Source organism: Flavobacterium enshiense (assembly GCF_022836875.1).
GTDB lineage: Bacteria > Bacteroidota > Bacteroidia > Flavobacteriales > Flavobacteriaceae > Flavobacterium > Flavobacterium enshiense_A.
In genome coordinates, this window is record NZ_CP090376.1 from 1,794,457 (window position 1) to 1,821,086 (window position 26,630).

General features: G+C 40.0%; 14 protein-coding genes. 6 read left to right on the forward strand and 8 right to left on the reverse strand.

The window, feature by feature from the left end:
- Window positions 1-122: 122 nt before the first annotated feature.
- Window positions 123-3,089, forward strand: a complete 2,967-nt coding sequence (gene secDF / locus LZF87_RS08000; protein ID WP_244338316.1) for a protein translocase subunit SecDF — start codon at window positions 123-125, stop codon at window positions 3,087-3,089.
- A 555-nt stretch (window positions 3,090-3,644) separates the two neighbouring features.
- Here the strand turns inward: secDF and LZF87_RS08005 are convergent.
- The 5 genes from LZF87_RS08005 to folE form a co-directional block, all read right to left on the reverse strand.
- Window positions 3,645-4,196 (reverse strand): zinc ribbon domain-containing protein, encoded by a 552-nt coding sequence (locus tag LZF87_RS08005; protein ID WP_244338318.1) that lies wholly within the window; start codon window positions 4,194-4,196, stop codon window positions 3,645-3,647.
- A 62-nt stretch (window positions 4,197-4,258) separates the two neighbouring features.
- Window positions 4,259-5,185, reverse strand: coding sequence for a prolipoprotein diacylglyceryl transferase (lgt, locus tag LZF87_RS08010; protein ID WP_244338320.1), 927 nt, complete (start codon window positions 5,183-5,185; stop codon window positions 4,259-4,261).
- Between the two features lie 85 nt (window positions 5,186-5,270).
- Complete coding sequence (yidD, locus tag LZF87_RS08015) at window positions 5,271-5,495, reverse strand: membrane protein insertion efficiency factor YidD (RefSeq protein WP_244343767.1); 225 nt, start codon at window positions 5,493-5,495, stop codon at window positions 5,271-5,273.
- Window positions 5,496-5,562: 67 nt separating this feature from the next.
- Window positions 5,563-7,041 (reverse strand): cysteine--tRNA ligase, encoded by a 1,479-nt coding sequence (cysS, locus tag LZF87_RS08020; protein ID WP_244338322.1) that lies wholly within the window; start codon window positions 7,039-7,041, stop codon window positions 5,563-5,565.
- A gap of 31 nt (window positions 7,042-7,072) precedes the next feature.
- Window positions 7,073-7,744, reverse strand: a complete 672-nt coding sequence (folE, locus tag LZF87_RS08025; RefSeq protein WP_244338324.1) for a GTP cyclohydrolase I FolE — start codon at window positions 7,742-7,744, stop codon at window positions 7,073-7,075.
- A 358-nt stretch (window positions 7,745-8,102) separates the two neighbouring features.
- Here folE and LZF87_RS08030 point away from each other — a divergent pair, with 358 nt between their 5' ends.
- Together LZF87_RS08030 and LZF87_RS08035 are read left to right on the forward strand one after the other, a co-directional pair.
- On the forward strand, window positions 8,103-8,531 hold the full coding sequence (locus LZF87_RS08030; RefSeq protein ID WP_244338326.1) for a hypothetical protein: 429 nt from the start codon (window positions 8,103-8,105) through the stop codon (window positions 8,529-8,531).
- A gap of 131 nt (window positions 8,532-8,662) precedes the next feature.
- A complete protein-coding gene (locus LZF87_RS08035; protein ID WP_244338328.1) occupies window positions 8,663-18,097 on the forward strand; it encodes a PKD-like domain-containing protein in 9,435 nt (3,144 codons plus the stop codon).
- 296 nt (window positions 18,098-18,393) lie between these two features.
- Here the strand turns inward: LZF87_RS08035 and LZF87_RS08040 are convergent, their stop codons facing one another.
- Complete coding sequence (locus LZF87_RS08040) at window positions 18,394-19,584, reverse strand: pyridoxal phosphate-dependent aminotransferase (RefSeq protein WP_244338330.1); 1,191 nt, start codon at window positions 19,582-19,584, stop codon at window positions 18,394-18,396.
- A gap of 126 nt (window positions 19,585-19,710) precedes the next feature.
- Here LZF87_RS08040 and LZF87_RS08045 point away from each other — a divergent pair, with 126 nt between their 5' ends.
- Window positions 19,711-21,027: a PDZ domain-containing protein gene (locus LZF87_RS08045; protein WP_244338332.1), complete on the forward strand. Its 1,317-nt coding sequence runs from the start codon at window positions 19,711-19,713 to the stop codon at window positions 21,025-21,027.
- Between the two features lie 52 nt (window positions 21,028-21,079).
- Here the strand turns inward: LZF87_RS08045 and LZF87_RS08050 are convergent, their stop codons facing one another.
- Window positions 21,080-21,514, reverse strand: coding sequence for a DUF1573 domain-containing protein (locus tag LZF87_RS08050; protein WP_023572070.1), 435 nt, complete (start codon window positions 21,512-21,514; stop codon window positions 21,080-21,082).
- A 330-nt stretch (window positions 21,515-21,844) separates the two neighbouring features.
- Here LZF87_RS08050 and LZF87_RS08055 point away from each other — a divergent pair, with 330 nt between their 5' ends.
- Entirely contained in the window at window positions 21,845-24,475 is a 2,631-nt protein-coding gene (locus tag LZF87_RS08055) for a valine--tRNA ligase (protein WP_244338334.1), read from the forward strand.
- 390 nt (window positions 24,476-24,865) lie between these two features.
- Complete coding sequence (locus LZF87_RS08060; protein WP_244338336.1) at window positions 24,866-25,765, forward strand: hypothetical protein; 900 nt, start codon at window positions 24,866-24,868, stop codon at window positions 25,763-25,765.
- A gap of 227 nt (window positions 25,766-25,992) precedes the next feature.
- On the opposite strand, the gene LZF87_RS08065 is transcribed toward LZF87_RS08060, so the two are convergent.
- The gene (locus tag LZF87_RS08065) at window positions 25,993-26,469 is read right to left on the reverse strand and encodes a hypothetical protein (protein WP_244338338.1); all 477 of its coding nucleotides are present in this window, start codon (window positions 26,467-26,469) and stop codon (window positions 25,993-25,995) included.
- Window positions 26,470-26,630 lie beyond the last annotated feature (161 nt).

Here is a 26,630-nt window from a genome sequence, read left to right on the forward strand (position 1 = left end):
AAAGAAAGGCTGCTAAGGGCAGTCTTTTTTTTATGATATAATTAAGAAATAAATTGGTAGATATATTGGTAAAGTATATATTTGCTCGTTTTTGAAAAAAGAATAATTAATTTTTAGTAATAATGCAGAATAAAGGACTCATTAAATTTTTTGCAATTTTATTTGCATTGGTAAGTATTTACCAGCTTTCCTTCACGGTTGTTACCAATAATATTGAAAGTAAAGCAAAGGCATTCGCGAATGGCGACTCTAAAAAAGAGTTGTTTTACTTAGATTCTATTGGTAAAGAAAAAGTGTTTTTAGGTCATACTTTTAATGACGTAAGAGCAAAACAAATCAATAAAGGTCTTGACCTTGAAGGAGGAATCAACGTAATCCTTCAAATTTCGGTTAAAGACGTATTGAAAGGATTGGCAAACAATTCAAAAAATCCGGTTTTTAACAAAGCGATTTCAGAAGCAACTAAAAACAGAGAAGGAAATCAGGATTACCTTGATGCTTTCTTCATTGCTTTTGATCAGGTTTCAAACGGAACAACAAAATTGTCTTCACCAGAAATTTTCGCTAACAGAAATTTAAGTGAGATCAATTTTACAATGTCAGATGCGCAGGTTAAAACCATCATCAGAAAAAAAGTTTCTGAGTCTGTAGAAAGTGCATTCCGCGTATTAAGAGAGCGTATCGACAAATTTGGTGTAACTCAGCCTAACATCCAAAAATTAGGAGAGTCTGGAAGAATCTTAGTAGAACTTCCTGGAGCTAAAGATATCGACCGTATCCAAAAGTTATTACAAAGTACTGCTCAGTTAGAATTCTGGGAAACTTATAAAACAGATGAGATTGCTAACTTCTTAATGGCAGCTAATGAAGTTTTAAAGAAAACTGAAAAACCAGTTGTAGGTACAGTAGCTCCAAAGACTTCTGATATCGATTCTTTATTAACGTCTAAAGCAAATGATTCTGCAGCCGTTAAAAAAGGAAACAACCCATTATTGGATTTAATGACAGGTGGTGGACAACAAGGAAGTCCGGTATTGGCTTATTTCAATCCAAAAGATACAGCAAAAGTTAATGCATATTTAAAAAGAGCTGACATCCGTTCTTTATTGCCTGCAGAACAGCGTTTCGCTCGTTTCGCTTGGGGTAAAGTAAGTTCTAAAACTCCGGATGTCGTTGAATTATATGCTCTTAAAACAAACAGAGAAGGTGTGCCTCCTCTAAGTGGTGGAGTAATCACAGATGCTTCTGAGTCTTTTGACCAAATGGGAAGACCGTCTGTAACTATGCAGATGAACGCTTCAGGTGCTAAAGCATGGGAAGAATTAACTGGAAAAGCATTTACACAACAAAGTAATATTGCAATTGTATTGGATAACATCGTTTATTCAGCACCGGGAGTTTCTTCTGGACCAATTGCAGGAGGACGTTCTGAAATTTCAGGTGTATTTGATGTAACTGAAACTAAAGACTTAGCAAACATCTTAAGAGCAGGTAAATTACCGGCTTCTGCAGAGATCGTACAATCTGAGGTTGTTGGTCCGTCATTAGGACAACAAGCTATCGATAACGGTATCATGTCTTCGGTTGTTGGTTTATTGTTAGTGTGTTTATGGATGGTTGTTTACTATGGTAAAGCAGGTTGGTATGCTAACGTTGCATTATTAGTGAACTTATTATTCTTATTCGGTATCTTGGCTAGTTTAGGTGCTGTATTAACATTACCTGGTATTGCCGGTATCGTGTTAACAATGGGTACTGCGGTAGATGCGAACATCATTATTTACGAAAGAGCTAAAGAAGAATTACGTGCCGGAAAATCATTAGGTGAGTCGGTAATCGAATCATACAGTTGGAGAGGAGCTATGCGTTCCATTATTGATGCGAACGTAACGCACATCCTTACAGGTTTGATCCTTTTCATCTTCGGTACAGGGCCTATCAAAGGTTTTGCAACTACTTTATTGATTGGTATCTTCACATCATTATTCACAGCTATCTTCATCGCGAGAATGTTCATCGATAGAGATATTGCTGCAGGAAGAAATTTAACATTCACTACTGGTTTGTCTAAAAACTGGTTTACAAACTTCCATTTTGACTTCATCGGAGTAAAAAAATGGTCTTACATGATTTCTGCTATCGTTATCATCGGAAGCTGTATTTCTTTCGGAATTAATGGCTTGGATGAAGGTGTTGATTTCGTAGGAGGTAGAACATTCCAAGTGAAATTTGAAAAACCGGTTAACCCAACTGAAGTTTCTGAAAAACTTGGTAAAGAATTCGGAGTGAACGTAGAGGTAAAAGAATTTGGTAATCCAAGCCAAATGAGAATTATCACGAAATATAAAGTTGAGCAAGAAGGTGTAGGCGTTGATAAAGAAGTAAACGAGAAATTATACAACGGTTTGAAAGGTTATTATTCAAACAATATTACGTACAATCAGTTCATCAATACTGCAGAAGGTAAAACTTTAGGAGTGGTTCAGGCAACAAAAGTTAGTGCATCGGTTTCTGATGATATCAAAACGAACTCTTACTGGGCTGTAATCGGAGCAATGTTAGTGGTTGCACTTTACTTAGCAGTATCGTTCCGTAAGTATCAATATTCATTGGGGGCACTTGCGGCTGTGGCACACGACGTTATCTTTGTATTAGGATTGTACTCATTGTTGTATAAATTCATGCCTTTCCACATGGAAATGGATCAGCACTTCATCGCTGCGATCTTAACGGTTATCGGATATTCAATGAACGATACAGTTATCGTATTCGACCGTATCCGTGAGTTCATCTTAGGAAACAGAAAAGGTGATTTCAACCAGATTGTAAACGATTCAATTAATACAACATTATCAAGAACGATCAATACATCATTAACGATGATTATCGTATTAGGAATCATGTTCGTATTTGGAGGTGAGTCTATCCGCGGATTTATATTCGCAATGTTGGTAGGTATCGTTGTAGGAACTTATTCTTCATTATTTATCGCAACTCCGGTATTGGTGGATACTATGCCGAAATCTGATAAAAAAGAAGTAGAAAGACTTCACGCTGAAGCAAATGCTGAAAGAGAAGTAGAAGCATAATTAAATGCTCATACAATATAAAAAGCCTCACAGTATGTGGGGCTTTTTTTATTTTAGAACCGAATCGTCAGGGCTTTTCCGGAAATGTAAATCCTGCCCTTCACTGTAATCTTCTCTTTGTTGAAAGAACAAAGAGAAGGATTTTCACTGCGGTCAGGGGTAGGCGGTAGTCTATTTGAATTTTTGGAACGGTTTGTGGTTTTGGAAAGCAGCTCAGCTGATTAAAACTTGTAAAGCAGGCACATGGCATCGAGAAGCAGTTGTGTCTTGTAAAAGAAAAATAACTAAAAAATCCTTGTCGTGAATCAATCCCTTTTGAAGAGGTAATTTAGTCTTGAGGGGGTTTTTAAACGCTGTAATGGGAAAAAGCATTGTCAATACAGGGTGCTGTTTTCTGTTATAGATTCCGTTTAAGCATAAAAAATCCCAAAGCTGGTCTTTGGGATTTTTGTCCTTTTAGTTTGTTTTATCAGTAAGTTGAATATGTAAAAAGGGAGTTTGAGTATAGCCTATAATCCTGCCCGCAAGAAACCTTTGTCAGTATGAGGTTTTTGATTATTCATACATTTCAGGTGTTATTTGATATTCAGTTACAAAAACTCCATTTTTATCCATATAATAGTAGTTTAAGGTGACTTTATTATCTCTGAACAGCTTCATGCCGGGATTGGTTTTTACATTTTCCAGAAGACCTGAAAAAACATATTTTTTTACAGTATCCATATTTACTTCAGCTTTTGTTATTTCGTCTAAAGTGTAAGTATACTGTATAGTTTTATTTGGTAATGCCATTGTGTTTTTTAATGTAGTAAACTGGTCAATTTTCATTGGACAAGTTTTGTTCATTTCATTGGCAACTTCTGCAAGTTCTTTATCTATCGAAGGTTTAAATAAAGCCTGAGTTGTAAAAAATACTACTATAAATCCAACCGCAAAACCTAAAGACGCTTTTAGATTGAACTTCTTTTTAACTGTAATATCCTTCTTTTGTTCAATTGTGTTCAATCCATTATTGATTTCAATAATTGGTAATTTATACCCGCAGATTGAGCAGTATTTAGAAGTTGCGTTATTTTCTGCTTCGCAATTTGAACATTGGTTTTTCATTGATTAATGTTTATAGTTTCATACTTTCTTTTTTTGCAAACATCAAATATCAGAATCCTAAATTAACTCTGCTTCTGATACTTTGCTCTGTAGATCAGATAAAAGCCGACAAGGATAAAAGGTATGCTCAACCACTGTCCGGTAGAGAAAATGCCCAGAGCGCTCTCAAAACCACCCTGACTCTCTTTTAAAAACTCCACTACGAAACGAACCGTCCAAAGCAATACAAGGAACACTCCGAAAATATAGCCCAGTTTTTCTCGGGCATCAGTTTTCCAATACATATAGAACAGTATGGCAAAAACGAAAACATAACCGAAAGCTTCATATAATTGTGTTGGATGCTTTGCTACCACATGGTCCAGTAATTCGGTAAACTGAGGATTAGTTTCGATTGCTTTGTAAGCATCGTTTGCGTTTTGCATTCCGGTGCTTTGCATGGCTTCCCTCGGAGTGTATTGGTCTCTGATGAAACGGATTCCAAGTGATGAATCGGTTTGGTTTCCAACGATTTCCGAATTGAAGAAATTCCCCAAACGCACGAAAATACCACCGCTGGCTATTGGAAGAACAACTCGGTCTAAAATCCAAAGAATTGGTTTTTTAATGATTTTTTTACTGTAGAAATACATCGTCAGAATGATTGCAATCGCAGCTCCGTGGCTCGCCAATCCTGCAAAACCTGTAAATTCAAATTGTGGCTGGAATCGGAAAGGAAGTAAGATTTCTTCCGGATGGTTCTTAAAATAGTCCCAGTCGTAAAAGAAAACGTGTCCTAAACGTGCTCCGATCAATGTAGCAAATACAGTGTAAATGAATAAAGAATCCAGTTTTTCCAGAGATATACCTTCTCTTTCATAGATATGCTTCATGATGTACCAGCCCAGTCCAAAGGCTATGATGAACATTAAACTGTAATAACGGATCATGAAAAAACCTAAATCAATTCCTTCGGAAGGATTCCAGATCATATGTAATGCGTGTGTCATATTGAGCGTATTTTCTTTAAAGTCGGTAAATTTAATAAATGATAGATAGTGAGGGACTAAAAATAGGTTAATTTAATCAGAAATTTTATGGGACAGGGTCATAGCCGCTGCCTCCCCAGGGATTACAGCTGCCTATGCGTTTTATGGCCAACCATCCGCCTTTTAGAATTCCGTGCTTCCTAAGGGCTTCAATTGTATATTGCGAGCAGGTTGGGGTATAGCGACACACACCCGGCGTGTAGGGTGAAATCGCCACTTGGTAAAACCGTACCAGCAATACGAAAGGGAAAATGATTATTTTTTTAAACATTGCTCTTAATAAAAATGATGAAGTAATAGGCTTCATCATTTAGTGTTTTTTTTATATCGATTGTGAATTATAAACTGAAAGTAGTTCCCTCTTTTCCGTCTTTTAACTGAATACCTAATTCCAGTAGCTTGTCGCGGATTTCATCAGATAATCCCCAGTTTTTATTGGCTCTGGCTTCATTTCGCATACCGATCAACATGTTGATGACTCCCTCCAGTTTATCGTTGTTCGCAGCAATTTCCTTTTCATTCTGAAGTCCTAAAACATCAAAAACAAATGCATGGATGGTTTTTTTGAATGTTTCCAGATCCGATGCGTTCAGGCTTTCTTTTTCTTCTTTCATCAAATTGATGTAACGAACCGCTTCAAACAATTGCGCAATAAGGATAGGGCTGTTAAAATCGTCATTCATGGCATCATAACATCCTTTTTTCCATGCGGCAATATCCAAAGTTGACGTTGCACCGGCCTGTATGTCTTTTAAATTGTCTATCGCTTCCATCAATCGGTTGAACCCTTTTTCAGAAGCCAGGATAGCATCATCCGAAAAATCCAAAATGCTTCGGTAGTGTGCCTGCAAGATAAAGAAACGCGCCACGGCAGGCGAGAAGGCTTTGCTTAAAACGGTATTGTTTCCGGTAAATAACTCTCTCGGAAGTATATTGTTTCCGGTGGATTTAGCCATTTTCTTTCCGTTTAGGGTAAGCATATTGGCGTGCATCCAGTAATTTACAGGAGTATGTCCTGAACAAGCTTCGTTTTGTGCAATTTCACATTCGTGATGCGGGAATTTCAAATCCATTCCGCCTCCGTGAATATCAAATTGTTGGCCCAAATACTTGGTGCTCATTGCGGTACATTCCAAATGCCATCCCGGGAAACCGTCGCCCCACGGTGAAGGCCAACGCATGATGTGTTCTGGTTCGGCATTCTTCCATAACGCGAAATCCTGAGGATTTTTTTTGTCTGATTGTCCGTCCAAATCGCGTGTGTTGGCAATCATATCTTCAATATTACGTCCGCTTAATATTCCGTAATTATGAGTTTCATTGTATTTTATTACATCGAAATATACAGAACCGTTAACTTCATAAGCATACCCGTTATCGACGATTTGTTTGATGACTTCAATCTGTTCGATGATGTGTCCGGTTGCCGTTGGTTCAATGCTCGGTGTAAGATTGTTGAACAACTCTAAAATCTGATGGAAATCTACGGTATATTGCTGTACCACTTCCATCGGTTCGATTTGTTCCAATCGGGCTTTTTTAGCGATTTTATCTTCACCTTCGTCTTCATCGTCCACAATGTGACCTACATCGGTAATATTACGGACATAACGTACCTTAAACCCTAAATGTTTAAGGTAGCGGTATACCAAATCAAAAGAAATGAAAGTTCTACAATTCCCAAGATGCACGTTGCTGTATACGGTTGGCCCGCAGACATACATTCCTACCTGACCCTCATGGATCGGATTGAAAACATCTTTTTCACCAGAAAGTGAATTGTAAATCTTTAATGTCTGATTTTGGTATAAGTGCATATAAATCTATTGATTAAATAGTATTTGATGATTAAAACGTTGTTTCTAATTTAATGTAATCCAAAAATTCACGACGCGTTTTTTCTTCTTTGAATTTTCCTCCGAACTCGGCAGTCACAGTGCTGCTTTCGATATCGCGAATACCGCGTGAGTTTACGCAAAGGTGTTTTGCATCGATTACGCAGGCAACGTCATCAGTTTTTAGAACTTTCTGTAATTCCTGAACAATCTGCATGGTCAAACGCTCCTGAACCTGTGGTCTTTTGGCAAAATAATCCACCAGTCGGTTCATTTTGGATAAACCTACTACGGTCCCGCTGGAGATATAAGCTACATGCGCGCGTCCCACAATTGGCAAAAGATGGTGTTCGCAGGTAGAATAAATAGTGATGTTTTTTTCCACCAGCATTTCTCCATACTTGTAATGGTTTTCGAAGGTAGAAGAATTTGGTTTTTTGTTAGGATGAAGCCCGCCGAAAATTTCTTTCACGAACATTTTAGCTACACGGTTAGGGGTGCCTTTTAAACTGTCGTCGGTAAGGTCCATACCCAACGTAATTAATATGCTTTCAACGTCCTTTTTTATAAGGGCTATTTTTTCTTCATCTGTTTTATCGAAAGCATCAGAACGTAATGGATTTTGTGCGCTTGTGCCAATATGGTTTTCTCCTAATGGATCGTTCAAGTCGTCGTTGTGAATCATTATGGATGTATTGTGTTAAAAAGTTACCACGCAAAGATAATTAATTAATATGAAATGCCTGTTATGGTTGAAATGTTTAATAAAACAGATGAAATAGGCTACATTTTGATGTGTTCATTTTAACAAAAAAATACATTGTTTTATTGGAAAATGCTTGTCAATAGTTGTGGTTATAGTTGGTTTGCTTGTCGATTTTATCAGTATTTAATCGATTACCTAGTAAATTAGTAATTTTTTCCATAAAATTTTAGAAATTTTGTATTTAACAATAAATTAATAGTATTTAATTCATACATGCTATTTATGACGTGTTTTTAAAATTTCAAAACAAAATAAATTATAACCCAAATCATCTGCTATGAAAAAATTAGGTGTCACAATTCTACTTTTTTTCGCGTTAACAATTTCAGCACAATCAAACAGTAATAAAAATCAAAGTCATAAGTATTCTGATGGACAGATAGGATTATTTATCCCAGAAGTTTTTCATGACAAAACTGATGAACTTGTGCATACATCTTTTAGTGGAAGATTGGAAATGATAACCGATTTTTTACGAAACAGACTAAGTACTGTTTTTGTTCCTGAGTACAGAGTTAAAAAATTTAAGTCTGTATTTGATTTTCCTCATAATATATACAATCCGAAACTTGAAAGAGACTTGAAAGTTACAGTTTCAACTTTTAAACCTTTAAAGGATGATCTCCCTATGTTTCCTGAAAGCAAAGAATTATACAGCTTAGGAGAAACTGATCATCTTTTAGTAATTACCCCAGTCCAACTATAAACCGATAGCGTATGAAAAAAACTATTTTTTTTGATTTCCTTATGTTTCCTAAAGACAAAGACTTGTATGAGATAGGAAACTGATTACCCTTTAATAATTTCCCCTTTTATTAATAAAAAAATTAATCGAGTATGAAAAAAATACTACTTCTTTTAATTCTGATTTCCTCATCGATTTTTTCTCAAAATTATAATATGCAAGACGGGACATTTCCAACATGCTCCGGTACATTTTATGATTCAGATGGAAATGGAGGAAATATGGTCATGATCACCAATTTCGATGGAGCTGGAGGGTATACGACCATGACGCAAACAAACTTAGGATCAAGCGTCGGCTCAACTGATCGTTCGACTGCTTGTCCTGTAGCAACAGGCGCTAATGCTACCTGTGGAGGCTCTAATGGTTCAATAACAGTAGATGGCTTGAACCCTAACACTTCTTATACAGTTAATTATGAAGATGATGGTACACCGGTTTCCGTTGCCCTCAGTAGTAATGCTGCCGGTCAAATAATTATTTCCGGTTTAGATGCAGGAAACTATACTAATATAGTCACTGATTTCCCTGGATGTACAGCTGCATTTTCTAATGTTGTTTTATCAGGTGGTGGTACCTCTCCATCTTTAACCAGTGTCACTTCTACCTCGCCAATTTGTTACGGAGGTAATGCTGTCTTTAATTTGACCGGCACCGCTAATACAGCAGTTACGTACAACATTAATGGGGGAGCTTCTCAAATGACAACTTTAAATGGTGCTGGTTTATCAAGCATTACTATTCCTTCGGCTACAGCAAATACTACTTTTAACGCTACTTCAATTGCATTTGTAGGTGGTGCTCCGGTTACAGGTAACGGCTTGTCGGCATCAGGTGGGAACAATGCTGCTAATGCATCTGGAACGATTTCAACAGTGGGAAGCGCTGCTTTGGCGACTAACTGTGCTTCTGTTGACGGGACCAATTCGATTTTAACAATTACACTTCAACATACTGTTCCAGTAGGGACTTCGATTACGATTAGTATTGCAAGGAATAACAACCAAGGGAATGTTACTATTTCTGATGGTGCAGCAAGTACTACTTTTAATGCCGGTCCAAATAATGTTTTGCGATACATAACTTTTGTGACAGGGGCTCCAACAAATACGATTATCATTACCAGAACGAATGGTACTGTTTGGGTTGATGGAGTTCAGTATACATGCACACCTCTGTTGTGTACAGCAGCAGTTGCTCTTTCAAATACAGTAGCTGTAAATCCACAACCAAATGTGGGCACTGACGGAGCTACAACAATTTGTGATTCCAGCACTGCATCGATTGACTTATTCGCTTTAATCACCGGAGAACAAACAGGCGGAAACTGGATCAGATTAACAGGGACAGGCGGGACGTTCAACGCAGCTGCAGGAACCTTTATTCCGGCAGCAGGTGCAACAACCAGTACGTTCGAATATAGTTTAACAGCAGTCGCACCATGTATTAACAATGTGAGTGTTGCGACAATCAATATCAATCCGCAACCAAATGCAGGAACTGGCGGAAGCACGATAGTTTGTGAATCAAATGCTACTCCAATCGACTTGTTCGGTTTAATCACCGGAGAGCAGGCAGGCGGAAGCTGGACGAGATTAACGGGAACAGGAGGGATGTTCAATGCGACAGCAGGAACCTTTATACCTGCAATTGGATCAACAACCAGTACGTTCCAATACAGTTTAACAGCATTAGCCCCGTGTAGTAACGATGTGAGTGTTGTAACTGTTAATATTCAGCCTCAGGCAAATGCGGGTTTGGATGGTACGTTCAATTTATGTAATTCAACTCATAATGCGATACATTTGGATGATGTTATAACAGGACAGCAATCAGGAGGGGTTTGGGTGCAAACATCAGGTTTGACAGGTACTTTTAATCCGATGTCAGCCATATTTACACCTGCTGTTGGTACTGTGTCAGCTACATTCACATATACGGTTCCAGGGGTTTTCCCTTGTCCTGATGATGTTAGTGTTGCAACAGTTATCCTAATTGACGAACCAAAAGCAGGAACCGACGGAGCTACAACGATTTGTGATTCCAACACATCATCGATTGACTTATTCGGGTTAATCACCGGCGAGCAGGCAGGCGGAACCTGGACCAGATTATCAGGAACGGGTGGAACATTCAATGCGGCAGCAGGAACATTCGTAGCGGCACCAGGCGCAACAACCAGTACCTTCCAATACGGTTTAGACGCGGTCGGCCCATGCGCTGCAGATACGAGTGTGGTGACAATTACCATCCTCCCACAAAAAATTGCAGGAACTGACGGCTCTACAACGATTTGTGAAACCAGTACAGCAGCGATTGACTTATTCGGTTTAATCTCCGGAGAGCAGCCAAACGGAATCTGGACGAGATTAACAGGAACAGGCGGAACATTCAATGCGGTAGCAGGAACCTTTATACCGGCACCAGGCGCAACAAGCAGTACATTCCGATACTTTTTAACAGGAACCACCCCATGTGTTGATGATGTGAGTGTGGCGACGATTATCATTAATGCACAACCAAATGCAGGAACCGACGGAGCTACAACGATTTGTGATTCCAATACAACATTAATTAACTTATTCGGTTTGATCACCGGAGAGCAAACAGGCGGAACCTGGACCAGATTAACAGGAACAGGCGGAACATTCAACGCGGCAGCAGGAACCTTTTTACCGGCACCGGGCGCAACAACCAGTACGTTCCAATACAGTTTAACCGCACTCGCCCCATGTCTTGACGATGTGAGTGTGGCTACTATCAATATCAATGCACAACCAAATGCGGGAGCTGACGGAGCTACAACGATTTGTGATTCCGATACATCATCGATTGACTTATTCGTTTTAATCACCGGGGAGCAAACAGGCGGAACCTGGACCAGGTTAACGGGAACAGGCGGAACGTTCGATGCGGCAGCAGGAACCTTTGTACCGGCACCAGGTGCAACAAACAGTACATTCCAGTACAGTTTAACAGCAATCGCCCCATGTGTTAACGATGTGAGTGTAGCGACGGTCAATATCAATGCACAACCATATGCAGGAACCGACGGAGCTATAACCATTTGTGATTCCGATACAGCATCGATTGACTTATTCGGTTTAATCACCGGAGAGCAAACAGGCGGAACCTGGATCAGATTAACAGGAACAGGCGGAACGTTCAACGCGGCAGCAGGAACCTTTGTACCGGCACCAGGCACAACAAGCAGTACGTTCCAATACAGTTTAACAGCAATCACACCATGTATTAACGATGTGAGTGAGGCTACAATCAATATCAATGCACAGCCAAATGCTGGAACCGACGGAGCCACAACGATTTGTGATTCCGATACATCATCGATTGACTTATTCGGTTTAATCACCGGAGAGCAGGCAGGCGGAACCTGGACCAGATTAACAGGAACGGGCGGAACATTCAATGAGGCAGCAGGTACATTCGTAGCAGCAACAGGTGCAACGAGCAGTACATTCCAATACTTTTTGACAGGAACCGCTCCATGTGTTGACGATGTGAGTGTTGCGACAATCAATATCAATCCACAGCACATTGCGGGAAACGACGGAGCTACAACGATTTGTGATTCCAGTACAGCATCGATTGACTTATTCGGTTTAATCGCCGGAGAGCAGACGGGCGGAACATGGACGAGATTAACAGGAACAGGCGGAACGTTCAACGCGGCAGCAGGAACCTTTGTACCGGCACCGGGAGCAACAAGCAGTACGTTCCAATACTTTTTAATAGGAACTCCTCCATGTATAAACGATGTGAGTATTGCAACGGTCAATATCAATCCACAACCAAATGCAGGAACCGACGGAGCCACAACGATTTGTGATTCCGATACATCATCGATTGACTTATTCGGTTTAATCACCGGAGAGCAAACAGGCGGAACCTGGATCAGATTAACAGGAACAGGCGGAACATTCAATGCGGCAGCAGGAACCTTTGTACCGGCACCAGGCGCAACGAGCAGTTCGTTCCAATACAGTTTAACCGCACTCGCCCCATGTGTCGACGATGTGAGTGTTGCGACGATCAATATCAATGCGCAACCAAATGCAGGAATCGACGGAGCTACAACGATTTGTGATTCCAGTACAACATCGATTGACTTATTCGGTTTAATCACCGGAGAGCAAACAGGCGGAACCTGGATCAGATTAACAGGAACGGGCGGAACGTTCAATGCTGTAGCAGGAACCTTTGTGCCGGCAGCAGGCGCAACAAGCAGTACGTTCCAATACAGTTTAACAGCAGTCGCCCCATGTGTTAACGATGTAAGTGTGGCGACGATCAATATCAATGCACAACCAAATGCAGGTGCCGACGGAGCCACAACCATTTGTGATTCCAGTACAACATCGATTGACTTATTCGGGTTAATCGCCGGAGAGCAGGCGGGCGGAATCTGGACCAGATTAACAGGAACGGGCGGAACGTTCAATGCGGCAGCAGGAACCTTTTTACCGGCACCGGGCGCAACAACAAGTACATTCCAATACAGTTTAACTGCAATCGCCCCATGTATTAACGATATAAGTGTGGCTACGATCAATATCAATGCACAACCAAATGCAGGAAACGACGGAGCTACAACGATTTGTGATTCCAATACATCATCGATTGACTTATTCGGTTTAATCACTGGAGAGCAGGCAGGCGGAACCTGGACCAGATTAACAGGAACTGGCGGAACGTTCAATGCGGCAGCAGGTACGTTCGTAGCGGCAACAGGTGCAACAACCAGTACGTTCCAATACAGTTTAACAGGAGCCGCTCCATGTGTTGATGATGTGAGTGTTGCGACAATCAATATCAATCCACAGCATATTGCGGGAGCCGACGGAGCTACAACGATTTGTGATTCCAGCACATCATCGATTGACTTGTTCGGTTTAATCTCCGGGGAGCAGGTAGGCGGAACCTGGATGAGATTGTCAGGAACAGGCGGAACGTTCAACGCGGCAGCAGGAACCTTTGTGCCGGCACCAGGCGCAACAAGCAGTACATTCCAATATTTTTTGCCAGGAACCGCTCCATGTGTTAACGATGTGAGTGTAGCGACTGTCAATATCAATCCACAACCGATTGCAGGAACTGACGGAGCCACAACGATTTGTGATTCCAATACAACATCAATTAACTTATTTGGTTTAATCACCGGAGAGCAAACTGGCGGAACTTGGACGAGATTAACAGGAACAGGCGGAACGTTCAATGCGGCAGCAGGAACCTTTGTGCCGGCAGCAGGCGCAACAACCAGTACATTCCAATACAGTTTAACAGCAATCGCCCCATGTGTCGACGATGTGAGTGTGGCGACGATCAATATCAATGCACAGCCAAATGCTGGAACCGACGGAGCCACAACGATTTGTGATTCCGATACATCATCGATTGACTTATTCAGTTTAATCACCGGAGAGCAGGCAGGCGGAACCTGGACCAGATTAACAGGGACAGGCGGAACATTCAATGCGGCATCAGGTACATTCGTAGCAGCAACAGGTGCAACGAGCAGTACATTCCAATACTTTTTGCCAGGAACCGCTCCATGCGTTGACGATGTGAGTGTTGCGACAATCAATATCAATCCACAGCACATTGCGGGAGCTGACGGAGCTACAACGATTTGTGATTCCAGTACAGCATCGATTGACTTATTCGGTTTAATCACCGGAGAGCAGACGGGCGGAACATGGACGAGATTAACAGGAACAGGCGGAACGTTCAACGCGGCAGCAGGAACCTTTGTACCGGCACCAGGTGCAACAAGCAGTACGTTCCAATACTTTTTAATAGGAACTCCTCCATGTATAAACGATGTGAGTATTGCAACGGTCAATATCAATCCACAACCAAATGCAGGAACCGACGGAGCTACAACGATTTGTGATTCCGATACATCATCGATTGACTTATTCGGTTTAATCGCCGGAGAGCAAACAGGAGGAACCTGGACGAGATTAACAGGAACAGGCGGAACGTTCAACGCGGCCGCAGGAACCTTTGTACCGGCACCAGGCGCAACAAGCAGTTCGTTCCAATACAGTTTAACCGCAATCGCCCCATGTATTGATGATGAGAGTGTTGCGACGGTCAATATCAATGCACAGCCAAATGCAGGAACCGACGGAGCCATAACGATTTGTGATTCCAGTACAACATCGATTGACTTATTCGGTTTAATCACCGGGGAGCAAACAGGCGGAACCTGGATCAGATTAACAGGAACAGGCGGAACATTCAATGCGGGAGCAGGAACCTTTGTGCCGGCACCAGGCGCAACGAGCAGTTCGTTCCAATACAGTTTAACAGCAATCGCCCCATGTATTAACGATGTGAGTGTAGCGACGGTCAATATCAATCCACAACCAAATGCAGGTGCCGACGGAGCTACAACGATTTGTGATTCCAGTACAACATCTATTGACTTATTCGGCTTAATCGCCGGAGAGCAGGCAGGCGGAACCTGGACCAGATTAACAGGAACAGGCGGAACATTCAATGCGGGAGCAGGAACCTTTGTGCCAGCACCAGGCGCAACAAGCAGTACGTTCCAATACAGTTTAACAGCACTCGCACCATGTATTGATGATGTGAGTGTGGCGATGATCAATATCAATGCGCAACCAAATGCAGGGACCGACGGAGCCACAACGATTTGTGATTCCGATACATCATCGATTGACTTATTCGGTTTAATCTCCGGAGAGCAAACAGGCGGAACCTGGATGAGGTTAACAGGAACAAGCGGAACGTTCAATGCTGTAGCAGGAACCTTTGTACCGACGTCAGGCGCAACAACCAGTACGTTCCAATACAGTTTAACAGCAATCGCCCCATGTGTAAACGATATGAGTGTGGCAACGATCAATATCAATGCACAACCAAATGCAGGAACCGACGGAGCCACAACGATTTGTGATTCCAGCACAGCATCGATTGACTTATTCAGTTTAATCTCCGGAGAGCAAACAGGCGGAACCTGGATGAGGTTGACAGGAACAGGCGGAACGTTCAATGCGGTCGCAGGAACCTTTATTCCGGCATCAGGTGCAACAACCAGCACGTTCCAATACAGTTTAACAGCAATCGCCCCATGTATTGACGATGTGAGTGTGGCGACGATCAATATCAATGCGCAACCAAATGCAGGAACCGACGGAGCCACAACGATTTGTGATTCTAATACAGCATCAATTGACTTATTTGGTTTAATCACCGGAGAGCAGGCAGGCGGAACTTGGACTAGATTAACAGGAACAGGCGGAACGTTCAACTCTGCAGCTGGAACCTTTACACCGGCATTAGGTGCAACAAGCAGTACGTTCCAATACAGTTTAACTGCAATTACACCATGTATTAACGATGTGAGTTTGGTGACGATCAATATCAATCCACAGCCTAATGTGATAGCAACACAGGTATCTCAAACTATTTGTTCGGGTGTTACAACCAATATTACTTTGTCAAGCGCTGTCCCAGCAACCACATACACCTGGACAGTAGTTCAGACAGGGGTGACGGGGGCGTCAAATGGAAATGGAAATACTATCTCCCAGGTGCTGACAGCTTTGGGAAGTTCGGTTGGAACAGCGGTGTATACGGTTACACCAACAGCCAACGGATGTGTTGGTATACCAACAGAGATAGTAATAATGGTGAACCCTACACCAACAATCACCGCAACACCAGTATCAGAATCGATTTGTTCGGGCCAATCAACAGAAATTAAATTAAGCAGTAATATAGTAGGAGCAACCTACTCTTGGACGGTAACTCAAGTAGGTGTTTCAGGGGCAACTGCAGGCAGTGGAAATACTATTTCTCAGGTGCTGACTGCAACAGGAGGTGCATTAGGAACAGCTACTTATACTGTGACTCCGATGTTTAATGGTTGCTCGGGTTCACCTGTTAATGTTACGATAACCGTGACACCAGGGGCGACAATTAGTGCAACAGCAGCAGCAACGAGTATATGTTCCGGGGAGAGAGCAGTTATTAACTTGGGCAGCAATTTGCCGGGAACCATCTATAATTGGAATGTAATTCAAGCTACAGTAACAGGAGCAACCAGTGGAACAGGAACTTCTATTTCTCAAGTGTTGACGGTCACAGGTAATATACCGGGTCAGGCAACATATACTATTACACCGGTTACAAACGGCTGTCTTGGGACACCAATATCGGTAACAATTATTGTAAATCCAATCCCGGTTGTTAAGGCTAGTCCTTTAAACCAGACAGTTTGCTCAGGAACTGCTACTAATATTGTATTGACAAGTAATTTGCCAAATACCACTTTCACGTGGAATGTTATTCAAACCGGTGTATATGGTGCGGCGTCAGGAAGTGGTAACAGTATTACGCAAACCTTATCAACAGTATCGCTGGTGCAGGGAACGGTAGACTATATCATAACTCCTTATACCAACGGGTGCGGGGGGATGCCTATAACTGTATCCGTAACGGTGAATCCGATGCCGGAAGTGTTTGGGAATCCATCTGAAACAGTAATTTGTAGCGGTGATTCTGCGGAATTTTCATTATTCCCGATGATCCCAGGTACAACTTTCACTTGGACAGTAGAACAAAACGGGGTGACAGGTGCTTCAGACGGAAGTGGAAACAGTAATCCGTTACCGGTTAGTCAGATGTTAGAAACAACAGGGAATGCGCCAGGAACAGTTACTTATACCATAACTCCAATTGCAAACGGATGTATTGGTACACCTATAAGTATTACCTTTACGGTGAATCCGTTGCCACAACCACAACTTCACTATGGCTCGATTTGTGTTGATCCGAAGACAGGTTCTGTGTTGTCTAACCATACATTGGATACCGGATTGAACAATGCTGATTATGATTTTGTTTGGTTCTTCGATGGTGAGGAAATATCGGGAGCAACAAGTAGTACTTATATTGCCAATCAACAAGGGGTTTATTCGGTACTTGTATCGAATTCGCTAACAGGTTGTGTTTCTCATCCGGTAGAGGCTACGGTGACAGAATCCCATCCGGCACAAGCATTAAGTTTGCAAGTGAACGAAGCCTTCAGTAATAATCCGACCATTACTGCAATTGTAACCGGAGGCTCGGGTAATTTTGAATACCAATTAGATGGCGGAGCTTATCAGAGTTCCAACGTATTCATGGGTGTTCTTGAGGGCTTGCATCAGGTTCATGTTATTGATGCAGAAGGATGTACTGATTTAACCCAAAACATCTTCGTGATTGATTACCCTCGCTTTTTCACTCCAAACGGAGATGGTTATAACGACACGTGGAACATTTGGGATTTACAGGATCAGCCTAATGCAGAGATTTTTATTTTTGATCGTTACGGAAAGTTAATCAAACAAATTGCTTCGACAGGAGATGGTTGGGATGGAACATATAATGGACACCAATTACCATCTACTGATTATTGGTTCACTGTTAAATTTAAAGATGGTGTGAATAGGGAGGAACGTATTTTTAAAGCACATTTTTCTATGAAACGATAATCATCTGATGATCTTAATACTAAAAACCATCTCGTTATTCGTAACGAGATGGTTTTTTTTATTGCTTCAAATAAGATGATTCCAAGAAAGAAAATAGTTTGCTGAAATAGCCCTGTCCCGATAGCTATCGGGAGGAACGGTCTCGTCTTTTGGGACGAGATAGTGGACAGCAGGAATATGTCCCGATAGCTATTGGATTGCAAAAAAGCCCAAACCTCCCGATAGCTATCGGGACGCTCCTAAAAACAAGAAAGCCTCCAGTTAAACTGAAGGCTTTCTTTTTGATTAAAGCTTTTTTAGTTGTTGTAAACTTTTAATGCTTCGTTTAGTATCTGAACGGATTTTATTAAATCCTCTTTTTTAAGAACATAAGCGATTCGCACTTCGTCCAATCCAACTCCTTTTGTGGAGTAGAAACCGGCAGCCGGAGCAACCATAACCGTTTCTCCGTTGAAGTCGTATGATTCCAATAACCACTGTGCAAAATCATCCGCGTTTTTAATAGGTAATTTTGCGATACAGTAAAAGGCACCTTTTGGAGTAGCAACTTTTACACCTTCAATTTTGTTTAACTCGGCAATTAAAGTATCACGACGGTCTTTGTATTCAGTGATAACATCATCGAAATAGCTTTGTGGAGTATCTAAGGCAGCTTCACTCGCAATTTGCGCATAGGTAGGAGGGCTTAATCTCGCTTGAGCAAATTTCATAGCCGTAGCCATTACTTCTTTGTTTTTGGAAACAATACATCCGATTCGGGCTCCGCACATGCTGAAACGCTTTGAAACCGAGTCAATCATGATAGCGTGCTCTTCTAATCCCGGAACGTTCATTACGGAATGATGAGTGTATCCGTCGTAAGCAAACTCGCGGTATACTTCATCAGCAATTAGGAATAAATCATGTTTTTTAACCAGTTCGGCCAACTGCATAATTTCTTCTTTCGAGTATAAGTATCCTGTTGGGTTACCAGGGTTACAAATTAAAATCGCTTTTGTTTTTGGAGTGATCAGTTTTTCAAAATCAGCGATAGGAGGTAAGGCAAAACCTGTATCGATAGTTGAAATAACAGGGACTACATTTACACCTGATGCAGTTGAGAAACCATTATAATTTGCATAGAATGGTTCCGGTATAATGATTTCATCACCTTGATCCATAGTGCTTCCCATTGCAAAAAGCAATGCTTCGGATCCACCGGTTGTGATGATAATATCTTCTGTGTTTATAGGTAAATTTTGTTTTTGGTAATAGGCGGCAAGTTTTGTTCTGTAACTTTCAAAACCTGCTGAATGGCTGTATTCCAAAACAGTGATGTCTGCATTTTTAACAGCATTTAAAGCTACTTCCGGAGTTTTGATATCGGGTTGTCCGATATTCAAATGGTATACTTTATGACCTTTTTTTTTCGCAATTTCTGCGTAAGGAACCAATTTACGAATTGGTGATTCAGGCATTTGCTGGCCTTTTAATGATATTTTAGGCATGTGTCGTTTATTTTGAGGTACAAAGTTGCGATATTTTTCATAAACTTTAAAAAATGAATTGTTATTAATTTTTTAAAGTTTTAGGAAATTAAATATTTATGTAGTAATTTTCAGAAAAGCCTTCCTATGCGAGCGATTGTTTTTGTCTTTTTTCTGATGCTCTTTAAGAGTGTTTCCGGACAAAATGGTTTTCAGTTTGACTCCGATAAGGATATGATTGTCATTCCCTTCACTTTTGTTGACAACTTAATAATTATGCCCGTAGAGATCAACGGTACTAAATTAAACATGCTTTTGGACTCTGGTTCAGAACCATCCATAATATTTAGTTTTCCCGAAAATGACACCATTCAACTCTATAATACCAAAAAAATAAAAATTTCCGGACTGGGTAATGAGGAATTGGCTGAAGGAATTTTTTCTGATAAGAATACCGCGAATGTCAGCGGTTATATTAATAAACAATTTGATCTGCTTGTGATTTTGGATGAAAACCTTAATTTTTCATCTCGGATCGGGATTCCGGTTAATGGAGTCCTGGGGTATTCTTTCTTTAAAAATAATGTGATTGAGATTGATTATCAGAAAAAAAAAGTAACCATTTATAAGGACAGAAAAATTCTTGAGAAAAGCAGGGTTAAATCGTTTACCCAATTGCCTATAAATGTAGTTAATGACAGGGCTTACCTTAATGTTAAGGCTAAGCTGGATGGTAAAGAATTTGATTTAAAACTGTTGGTTGATACTGGATTAGGCGATGGACTTTGGTTGTTTGAGAATGGTGAAATTAAGTCTAACAGTAATTATTTTGAAGATGTTTTGGGGGAAGGTATCGGAGGTACTGTATTTGGGAAAAAATCTAGATTGGAAGAGCTTGAGTTTGCGAAATTTAAGTTTAAATCGCCTTTGGTTTCTTATCCTGATACCGCGTCTTACAAACAGCTTCAATTGGTTACCAGCAGAAACGGTTCTTTGGGAGGAGCTATGCTTAAGCGATTTACTATGATAATGGACTATTCCGGCGGCCAACTTTATTTAAAGAAAAGTAGTTATTATGACGATGCGTTTAATTATAATATGAGTGGAATCGAAGTACAACACGAGGGTATAGAATGGGTGAAAGAGGGAATGATAAGAAATTCAAAACCAAATAACACATTGAATGTAAATGATATAGTATTTGATAACAGCCACCTGAAATACAAATTTGCCTTAAAACCGGTTTACACGATTGCCTCCGTTCGTAAAGACTCTCCCGCAGAAGTGGCTGGTTTAAAGATAGGAGATAAGATTTTAAAAATCAATGGAAAGAATGTCAGTAACCTCTCCAAACAAAAAATCGACAATATGCTGCATGAAGAAGATGGTAAAAAGATAGAAATGGAAATCGAACGGAAAGGAGTTAAAAAGGAAATGAAGTTCAAACTCAAAAAGATACTATAAAAAAAGTCCCCGTTACAATGCGGGGACTTTTCATTTTTATCAGTTACACAGCTTATGATTGCGGACCAACTTTTTCTTTCTGAAGAACATTTTTCTCTTCTTTTACAATCACTTCTCCCTTAATTCTAAGGGCTACTTTACCGCCTTCGTAATTTACAGCATTGGATTCCACGGTAATTGTTTTAGAGATTTTACCAGGATTCATGTTGTATTTTACATCGATTTTTCCTGTTTTTCCAGGCATAATCGGTTCAGTTGGTTTAGTAGGGACAGTACATCCACAAGTAGATTGCACATTAGTGATAATCAATGGAGCATCGCCTGTGTTCGTAAACTCGAAAGTCCGTACCCCGTTGTCAGAATCTCTGGTAACGGTTCCGTAATCAATTGTGTTGTCTTTTGCTTTGAATTCGATTTTAGGTCCTTGTTGAGCATAAGACGCAACGCTAAACGCTAAAACTGCAACTAATCCTAATAATTTTTTCATCTTTTCAAGTTTTAAAGGTTATGTAAAATTACATTGTTTTAATAAACGAACAAATAATTTAACTCACTTTTTTTATTTGCTCAGTTATAGCTATTTTTGCAGGTATATTTGCAAAAAGCATACCAATTTTTTTTGGAAGCGAATGTCCAGGCTTTAGGATGGGCCATATTCCCGCTGTACGTTTCAATTCTTTTATTTCGTTAAAAGTAACGGAATAAAAGGATTTCCACTACCATCGGGGCTATTAACGAAACTATTCGCATTTTTGTAAACGTAAGTAAAGAATTTTGCGGCATGAAGTCCGTATAACCAATAACAGAAGCAACAGATATGACAATTCCGGCGCAATTTGAAGCGAAAGCAGCAGAGCAAAAGTGGTACGATTACTGGATGAAAAACAATTATTTTCATTCCAAACCAGACCACAGAACACCTTACACAATTGTAATTCCGCCACCAAACGTCACCGGAGTATTGCACATGGGACACATGCTTAACAACACGATTCAGGATGTGTTGATTCGTCGTGCCCGATTGAAAGGTTTCAACGCTTGTTGGGTACCGGGAACGGATCACGCCTCTATCGCTACGGAAGCAAAAGTGGTTGCTAAATTAAAAGCGGAAGGAATCAATAAAAATGATTTGACCCGTGAAGAATTCTTAAAGCACGCTTGGGAGTGGACCGAAAAATACGGTGGAACTATTCTGGAGCAGTTAAAACAATTAGGTTGTTCTTGTGACTGGGACAGAACGAAGTTTACCATGGATCCTGATATGTCGGCGTCCGTAATCCGTTCGTTCGTTGATTTGTATAATAAAGGTTTGATCTACAGAGGATACCGAATGGTAAACTGGGATCCGGAAGCAAAAACAACGTTGTCTGATGAAGAAGTAATTTACGAAGAAAGACAAGGTAAATTATACCATTTAAAATATCAGATTGAAGGAAGCAGCGAATTTGTAACGATTGCAACAACGCGTCCGGAAACTATTTTGGGAGATACTGCCATCTGTATCCATCCGGAAGATGAGCGTTACCAGCATCTGAAAGGTAAAAAAGCAATTGTTCCTATCTGTAACCGAGTAATTCCAATCATTTTTGATGAGTACGTGGATATGGAATTCGGAACCGGATGTCTGAAAGTTACTCCTGCTCATGATGTAAACGATAAAGAATTGGGTGTTAAGCACAATTTGGAAATCATCGATATTTTCAATGAAGACGCTACATTAAACAGTTTCGGATTGCATTATGCAGGAAAAGACCGTTTCGTGGTTCGTGAAGAAATTTCCAAAGAATTGGAAGCTATTGGCGCTTTAGCAAAAACAGAAACACATTTAAATAAAGTAGGGACTTCCGAAAGAACCAAAGCAGTAATCGAGCCAAGATTATCCGACCAATGGTTCCTGAGAATGGAAGATTTGGTAAAACCTGCCATCAAAGCGGTTTTGGAAACAGACGAAGTGAAATTATATCCTTCCCGTTTCAATAATACATACCGTCATTGGATGGAAAACATCCGTGATTGGAACATTTCCCGTCAGTTATGGTGGGGTCAGCAAATTCCGGCCTATTTCTACGGAGAAGGGAAAGAGGATTTCGTAGTGGCAGAAACTCCGGAAGCGGCATTGGAATTGGCAAAACAAAAAACAGGAAACGCTTCGTTACAGGCTTCCGATTTAAAACAGGATGCCGATGCATTAGATACATGGTTCTCATCATGGTTATGGCCAATGGCTGTTTTCGGCGGAATCATGAATCCGGACAACGAAGATTTCAAATATTATTATCCGACAAACGACTTGGTAACCGGTCCGGACATTTTGTTCTTCTGGGTAGCCCGTATGATTATTGCAGGTTACGAATATGCAGATGCTAAACCGTTCAATAATGTTTATCTGACTGGTTTGGTTCGCGATAAACAAGGTCGTAAAATGTCGAAATCCCTTGGGAATTCACCTGAACCTCTTGGACTGATTGAGAAATTCGGTGCCGATGGTGTTCGTTGCGGATTATTGTTAAGCGCTTCGGCAGGAAATGATATTTTGTTTGATGAAGAATTGTGTAATCAGGGAAAAGCTTTCGCGAATAAAATCTGGAATGCTTTCCGTTTGATTAAAGGGTGGGAGGTAGCTGATATCGCTCAGCCGGAATCGTCTAAAGTAGCTATCGAATGGTACGAAGCGAAATTGCAGAAAACGTTGGCGGAAATCGAAGATAACTTCTCGAAATACAGAATTTCAGATGCCTTGATGGCAACCTATAAATTGGTTTGGGATGATTTCTGTTCCTGGTTCCTTGAAATGATTAAACCGGGTTACCAACAACCAATTGACCAAACAACTTTCGATAAAGCGATTGAAATGTTGGAAACGAATTTAAAATTACTGCACCCATTTATGCCGTTCTTGACAGAGGAAATCTGGCATCACATCGCTGAAAGAACTCCGGAGCAGGCGTTGATTGTTGCTGAATGGCCAAATGTGACTTCAGCAAATGAAGCATTGATTTCTGATTTCGATTTTGCTACAGAAGTAATTTCAGGTGTTAGAACCATCCGCAAAGACAAAAACATTCCATTCAAGGATGCTATCGAGCTGAAAGTGGTTAACAATGAAAAAGTATCAGTATTCTTTGATTCGGTAATTATGAAATTAGGAAACGTTTCTGCTTTGGATTATGTGTCTGAAAAAGTAGATGGGGCTTTGTCTTACCGCGTGAAATCAAACGAGTATTTTATCCCAATTACAGGTAATGTCGATATCGATGCCGAAATTGGTAAACTGACTGAAGAACTAAATTACATAAAAGGTTTTTTGAAGTCGGTTCAAGCGAAATTGTCCAATGAGAAATTCGTTGCTGGCGCACCTGAGAAAGTAATCGAAATGGAGCGCAAAAAAGAAGCTGATGCTTTGGCAAAGATCACTACATTAGAGCAGAGTCTTGCATGTTTAAAATAAGAGCCATCTTTAAAATGGTTTATAAAAAAATCCCAAGCGAAAGCTTGGGATTTTTTAGTTTTATTTTTATGGATAAGACTAATAATGTTAAAGGTAACTATCGAATGCTGTGATATTATTTTGTAGCAAACTCTTTTCGAAATTGAAGATACCTTATAAAATATTGGATTTTAGATTGTTTAGACTGCAAGTTCTTTCCAACAATAAACAACTGAATATAATGGCATTATTTTGTTTTAATTTTTGTTGTATGTGTTTTGTTTAAAATCTTTAATAAGAGGTTATTGTTAAAAAAAACAAATACGATTAACAAATATTTTCGTAAATTTGATAGGGAGCGTTTCCTTTATCAAACTCTACAGGTTAGTACAAATCAAAATTATTTTAATTATGAAAAATCTTACTTTTAAAGCGTCAATGTTATTGCTGCTGTTTGGAAGTGTTTTGTATGGACAAACAGCAGAAGCAGTAAAAACTGGAGAAGTCACCCCTGTAGTTCAGGATACTGTCGTGGACAGTAATCTTCGTGATGTACCATGGTATGTGGAAAGATATAGGATATCGGTAGGTGGTTACGAAATGTTAAACAATACCAATATAAGTATTGAAGGTACTTCCGGTAGGGGAACTGATGTTGATTTTGAGAGGGATTTAGGATTTGATAAGAAAAATACAACTATTTTAGCCGAATTTGAATGGCGATCCTCCAGTCGTTCGCGTTTTACTCTCAATTATTTCAATTCCCGAAGAAACAGTAGCAGAACACTGGACAGAGATATTACAATAGGAGATGAAACCTATTTTATAAATACTAGTTTGAATACGAGTCTTGAAACCAATTTTTTTCGTTTTTCTTATGGATATGCCATTTTTAGTAAACCAAAGTACGAGGTTGGGTTATTGATTGGTACCCACACAATTACTACAAAAATTGGAGTAGAGGTTCAGGGTGAAACGGCTGATATTGATAGAAACAAAACATTTGATGCAGTAGCGCCTCTAGTTGATTTTGGGATATGGGGCGGATATGCTTTTACCGATAGGTTTGCCTTGAGAGGTGAAATAAATTATTTTCAGTTAAGAATTGATACTTTTGATGGGAAAACTTTTGGCTACAATGTGGCAGGTGTCTACAGAGTTTGGAAGAAACTCGATGTGGCCCTCGGTTACGGCGGTTTGGATCTAAATGTGAATTTTAATCAAGATAGAGCAGATTACGATATTGATTGGGGACATAACGGTTTAATGTTATATGCAAGTTATTCATTCGGTAATAAAAAATGGAGATAAATTTCGTTTTCTGATGATGAAAAAATAAGGCAGATAAGTTTTAAATTACTATCCTACTTAGTAATAAATGTAATGCAATTAAAATAATGATTTAACAATCTTAAAGTTTGAAAATCACCACGATTTAACAGAGTTTTGTTTGTTCGAAACGAAATAATCACATGAAGAATAAATAAAAAATCCCAAGTTTTGCTTGGGATTTTTTATAGGTACAATTTTGATGCACATTATTTTGCGCGGTCCATATCGCCAATAAATGGTATGGCGTTTTGTGTCTCGGCCATGATTGCTGTTTGTAATCCGTGTTCTAATTGAATAAATTTAGCGGCATCTATCGCTCCAACGGCTTTTTTCATTTTGTCATAATATTTAGAATACAGTTTACCGTAAGCCATATCATTTTTTAAAGATGCTTTTAGGAGCTGGTCGGCTTTCTCATTCGATAACTTCTCATAATTGTTGACGTAGTCATTAATCAGGTCGATTCTTTTTTTACCCAGTTGTTTGCGTTCCTGTTCGTAGGCATCATAGACTTTCCAAAACGCGTCGGCTTGGGATTCTTTTAGCTCCATGTAGGTGTTGACTAATTCTTTTTTAGATTTTCCGTACTTTCCTTGGATGATTTCAATGTCTTCTTTTGCAGTAGATTGAGCAAAAGTTGCCGAGGAAATTACAAACGCCGCAATCAAAAATAATTTTTTCATAGTTGTTTCTTTTATTAGTTAGTAAAACTGACGAAGTGATGGAGTGTAACCATTACCTTCATATTGATTTGTATAAATAGAACTTTTGTTACTTTTATTTGAACCCTTTAGGGAACAGTGTTTTTGTGCTGTTTCAGCATGTAGTAAATTTACTAAAATTT

Coding starts and splice junctions, on each gene's coding strand:
- secDF (WP_244338316.1), top strand. CDS start 123: ATGCAGAATAAAGGACTCATTAAATTTTTTGCAATTTTATTTGCATTG.
- LZF87_RS08005 (WP_244338318.1), bottom strand. CDS start 4,196: ATGAAAAACCAATGTTCAAATTGCGAAGCAGAAAATAACGCAACTTCT.
- lgt (WP_244338320.1), bottom strand. CDS start 5,185: ATGACACACGCATTACATATGATCTGGAATCCTTCCGAAGGAATTGAT.
- yidD (WP_244343767.1), bottom strand. CDS start 5,495: ATGTTTAAAAAAATAATCATTTTCCCTTTCGTATTGCTGGTACGGTTT.
- cysS (WP_244338322.1), bottom strand. CDS start 7,041: ATGCACTTATACCAAAATCAGACATTAAAGATTTACAATTCACTTTCT.
- folE (WP_244338324.1), bottom strand. CDS start 7,744: ATGATTCACAACGACGACTTGAACGATCCATTAGGAGAAAACCATATT.
- LZF87_RS08030 (WP_244338326.1), top strand. CDS start 8,103: ATGAAAAAATTAGGTGTCACAATTCTACTTTTTTTCGCGTTAACAATT.
- LZF87_RS08035 (WP_244338328.1), top strand. CDS start 8,663: ATGAAAAAAATACTACTTCTTTTAATTCTGATTTCCTCATCGATTTTT.
- LZF87_RS08040 (WP_244338330.1), bottom strand. CDS start 19,584: ATGCCTAAAATATCATTAAAAGGCCAGCAAATGCCTGAATCACCAATT.
- LZF87_RS08045 (WP_244338332.1), top strand. CDS start 19,711: ATGCGAGCGATTGTTTTTGTCTTTTTTCTGATGCTCTTTAAGAGTGTT.
- LZF87_RS08050 (WP_023572070.1), bottom strand. CDS start 21,514: ATGAAAAAATTATTAGGATTAGTTGCAGTTTTAGCGTTTAGCGTTGCG.
- LZF87_RS08055 (WP_244338334.1), top strand. CDS start 21,845: ATGACAATTCCGGCGCAATTTGAAGCGAAAGCAGCAGAGCAAAAGTGG.
- LZF87_RS08060 (WP_244338336.1), top strand. CDS start 24,866: ATGAAAAATCTTACTTTTAAAGCGTCAATGTTATTGCTGCTGTTTGGA.
- LZF87_RS08065 (WP_244338338.1), bottom strand. CDS start 26,469: ATGAAAAAATTATTTTTGATTGCGGCGTTTGTAATTTCCTCGGCAACT.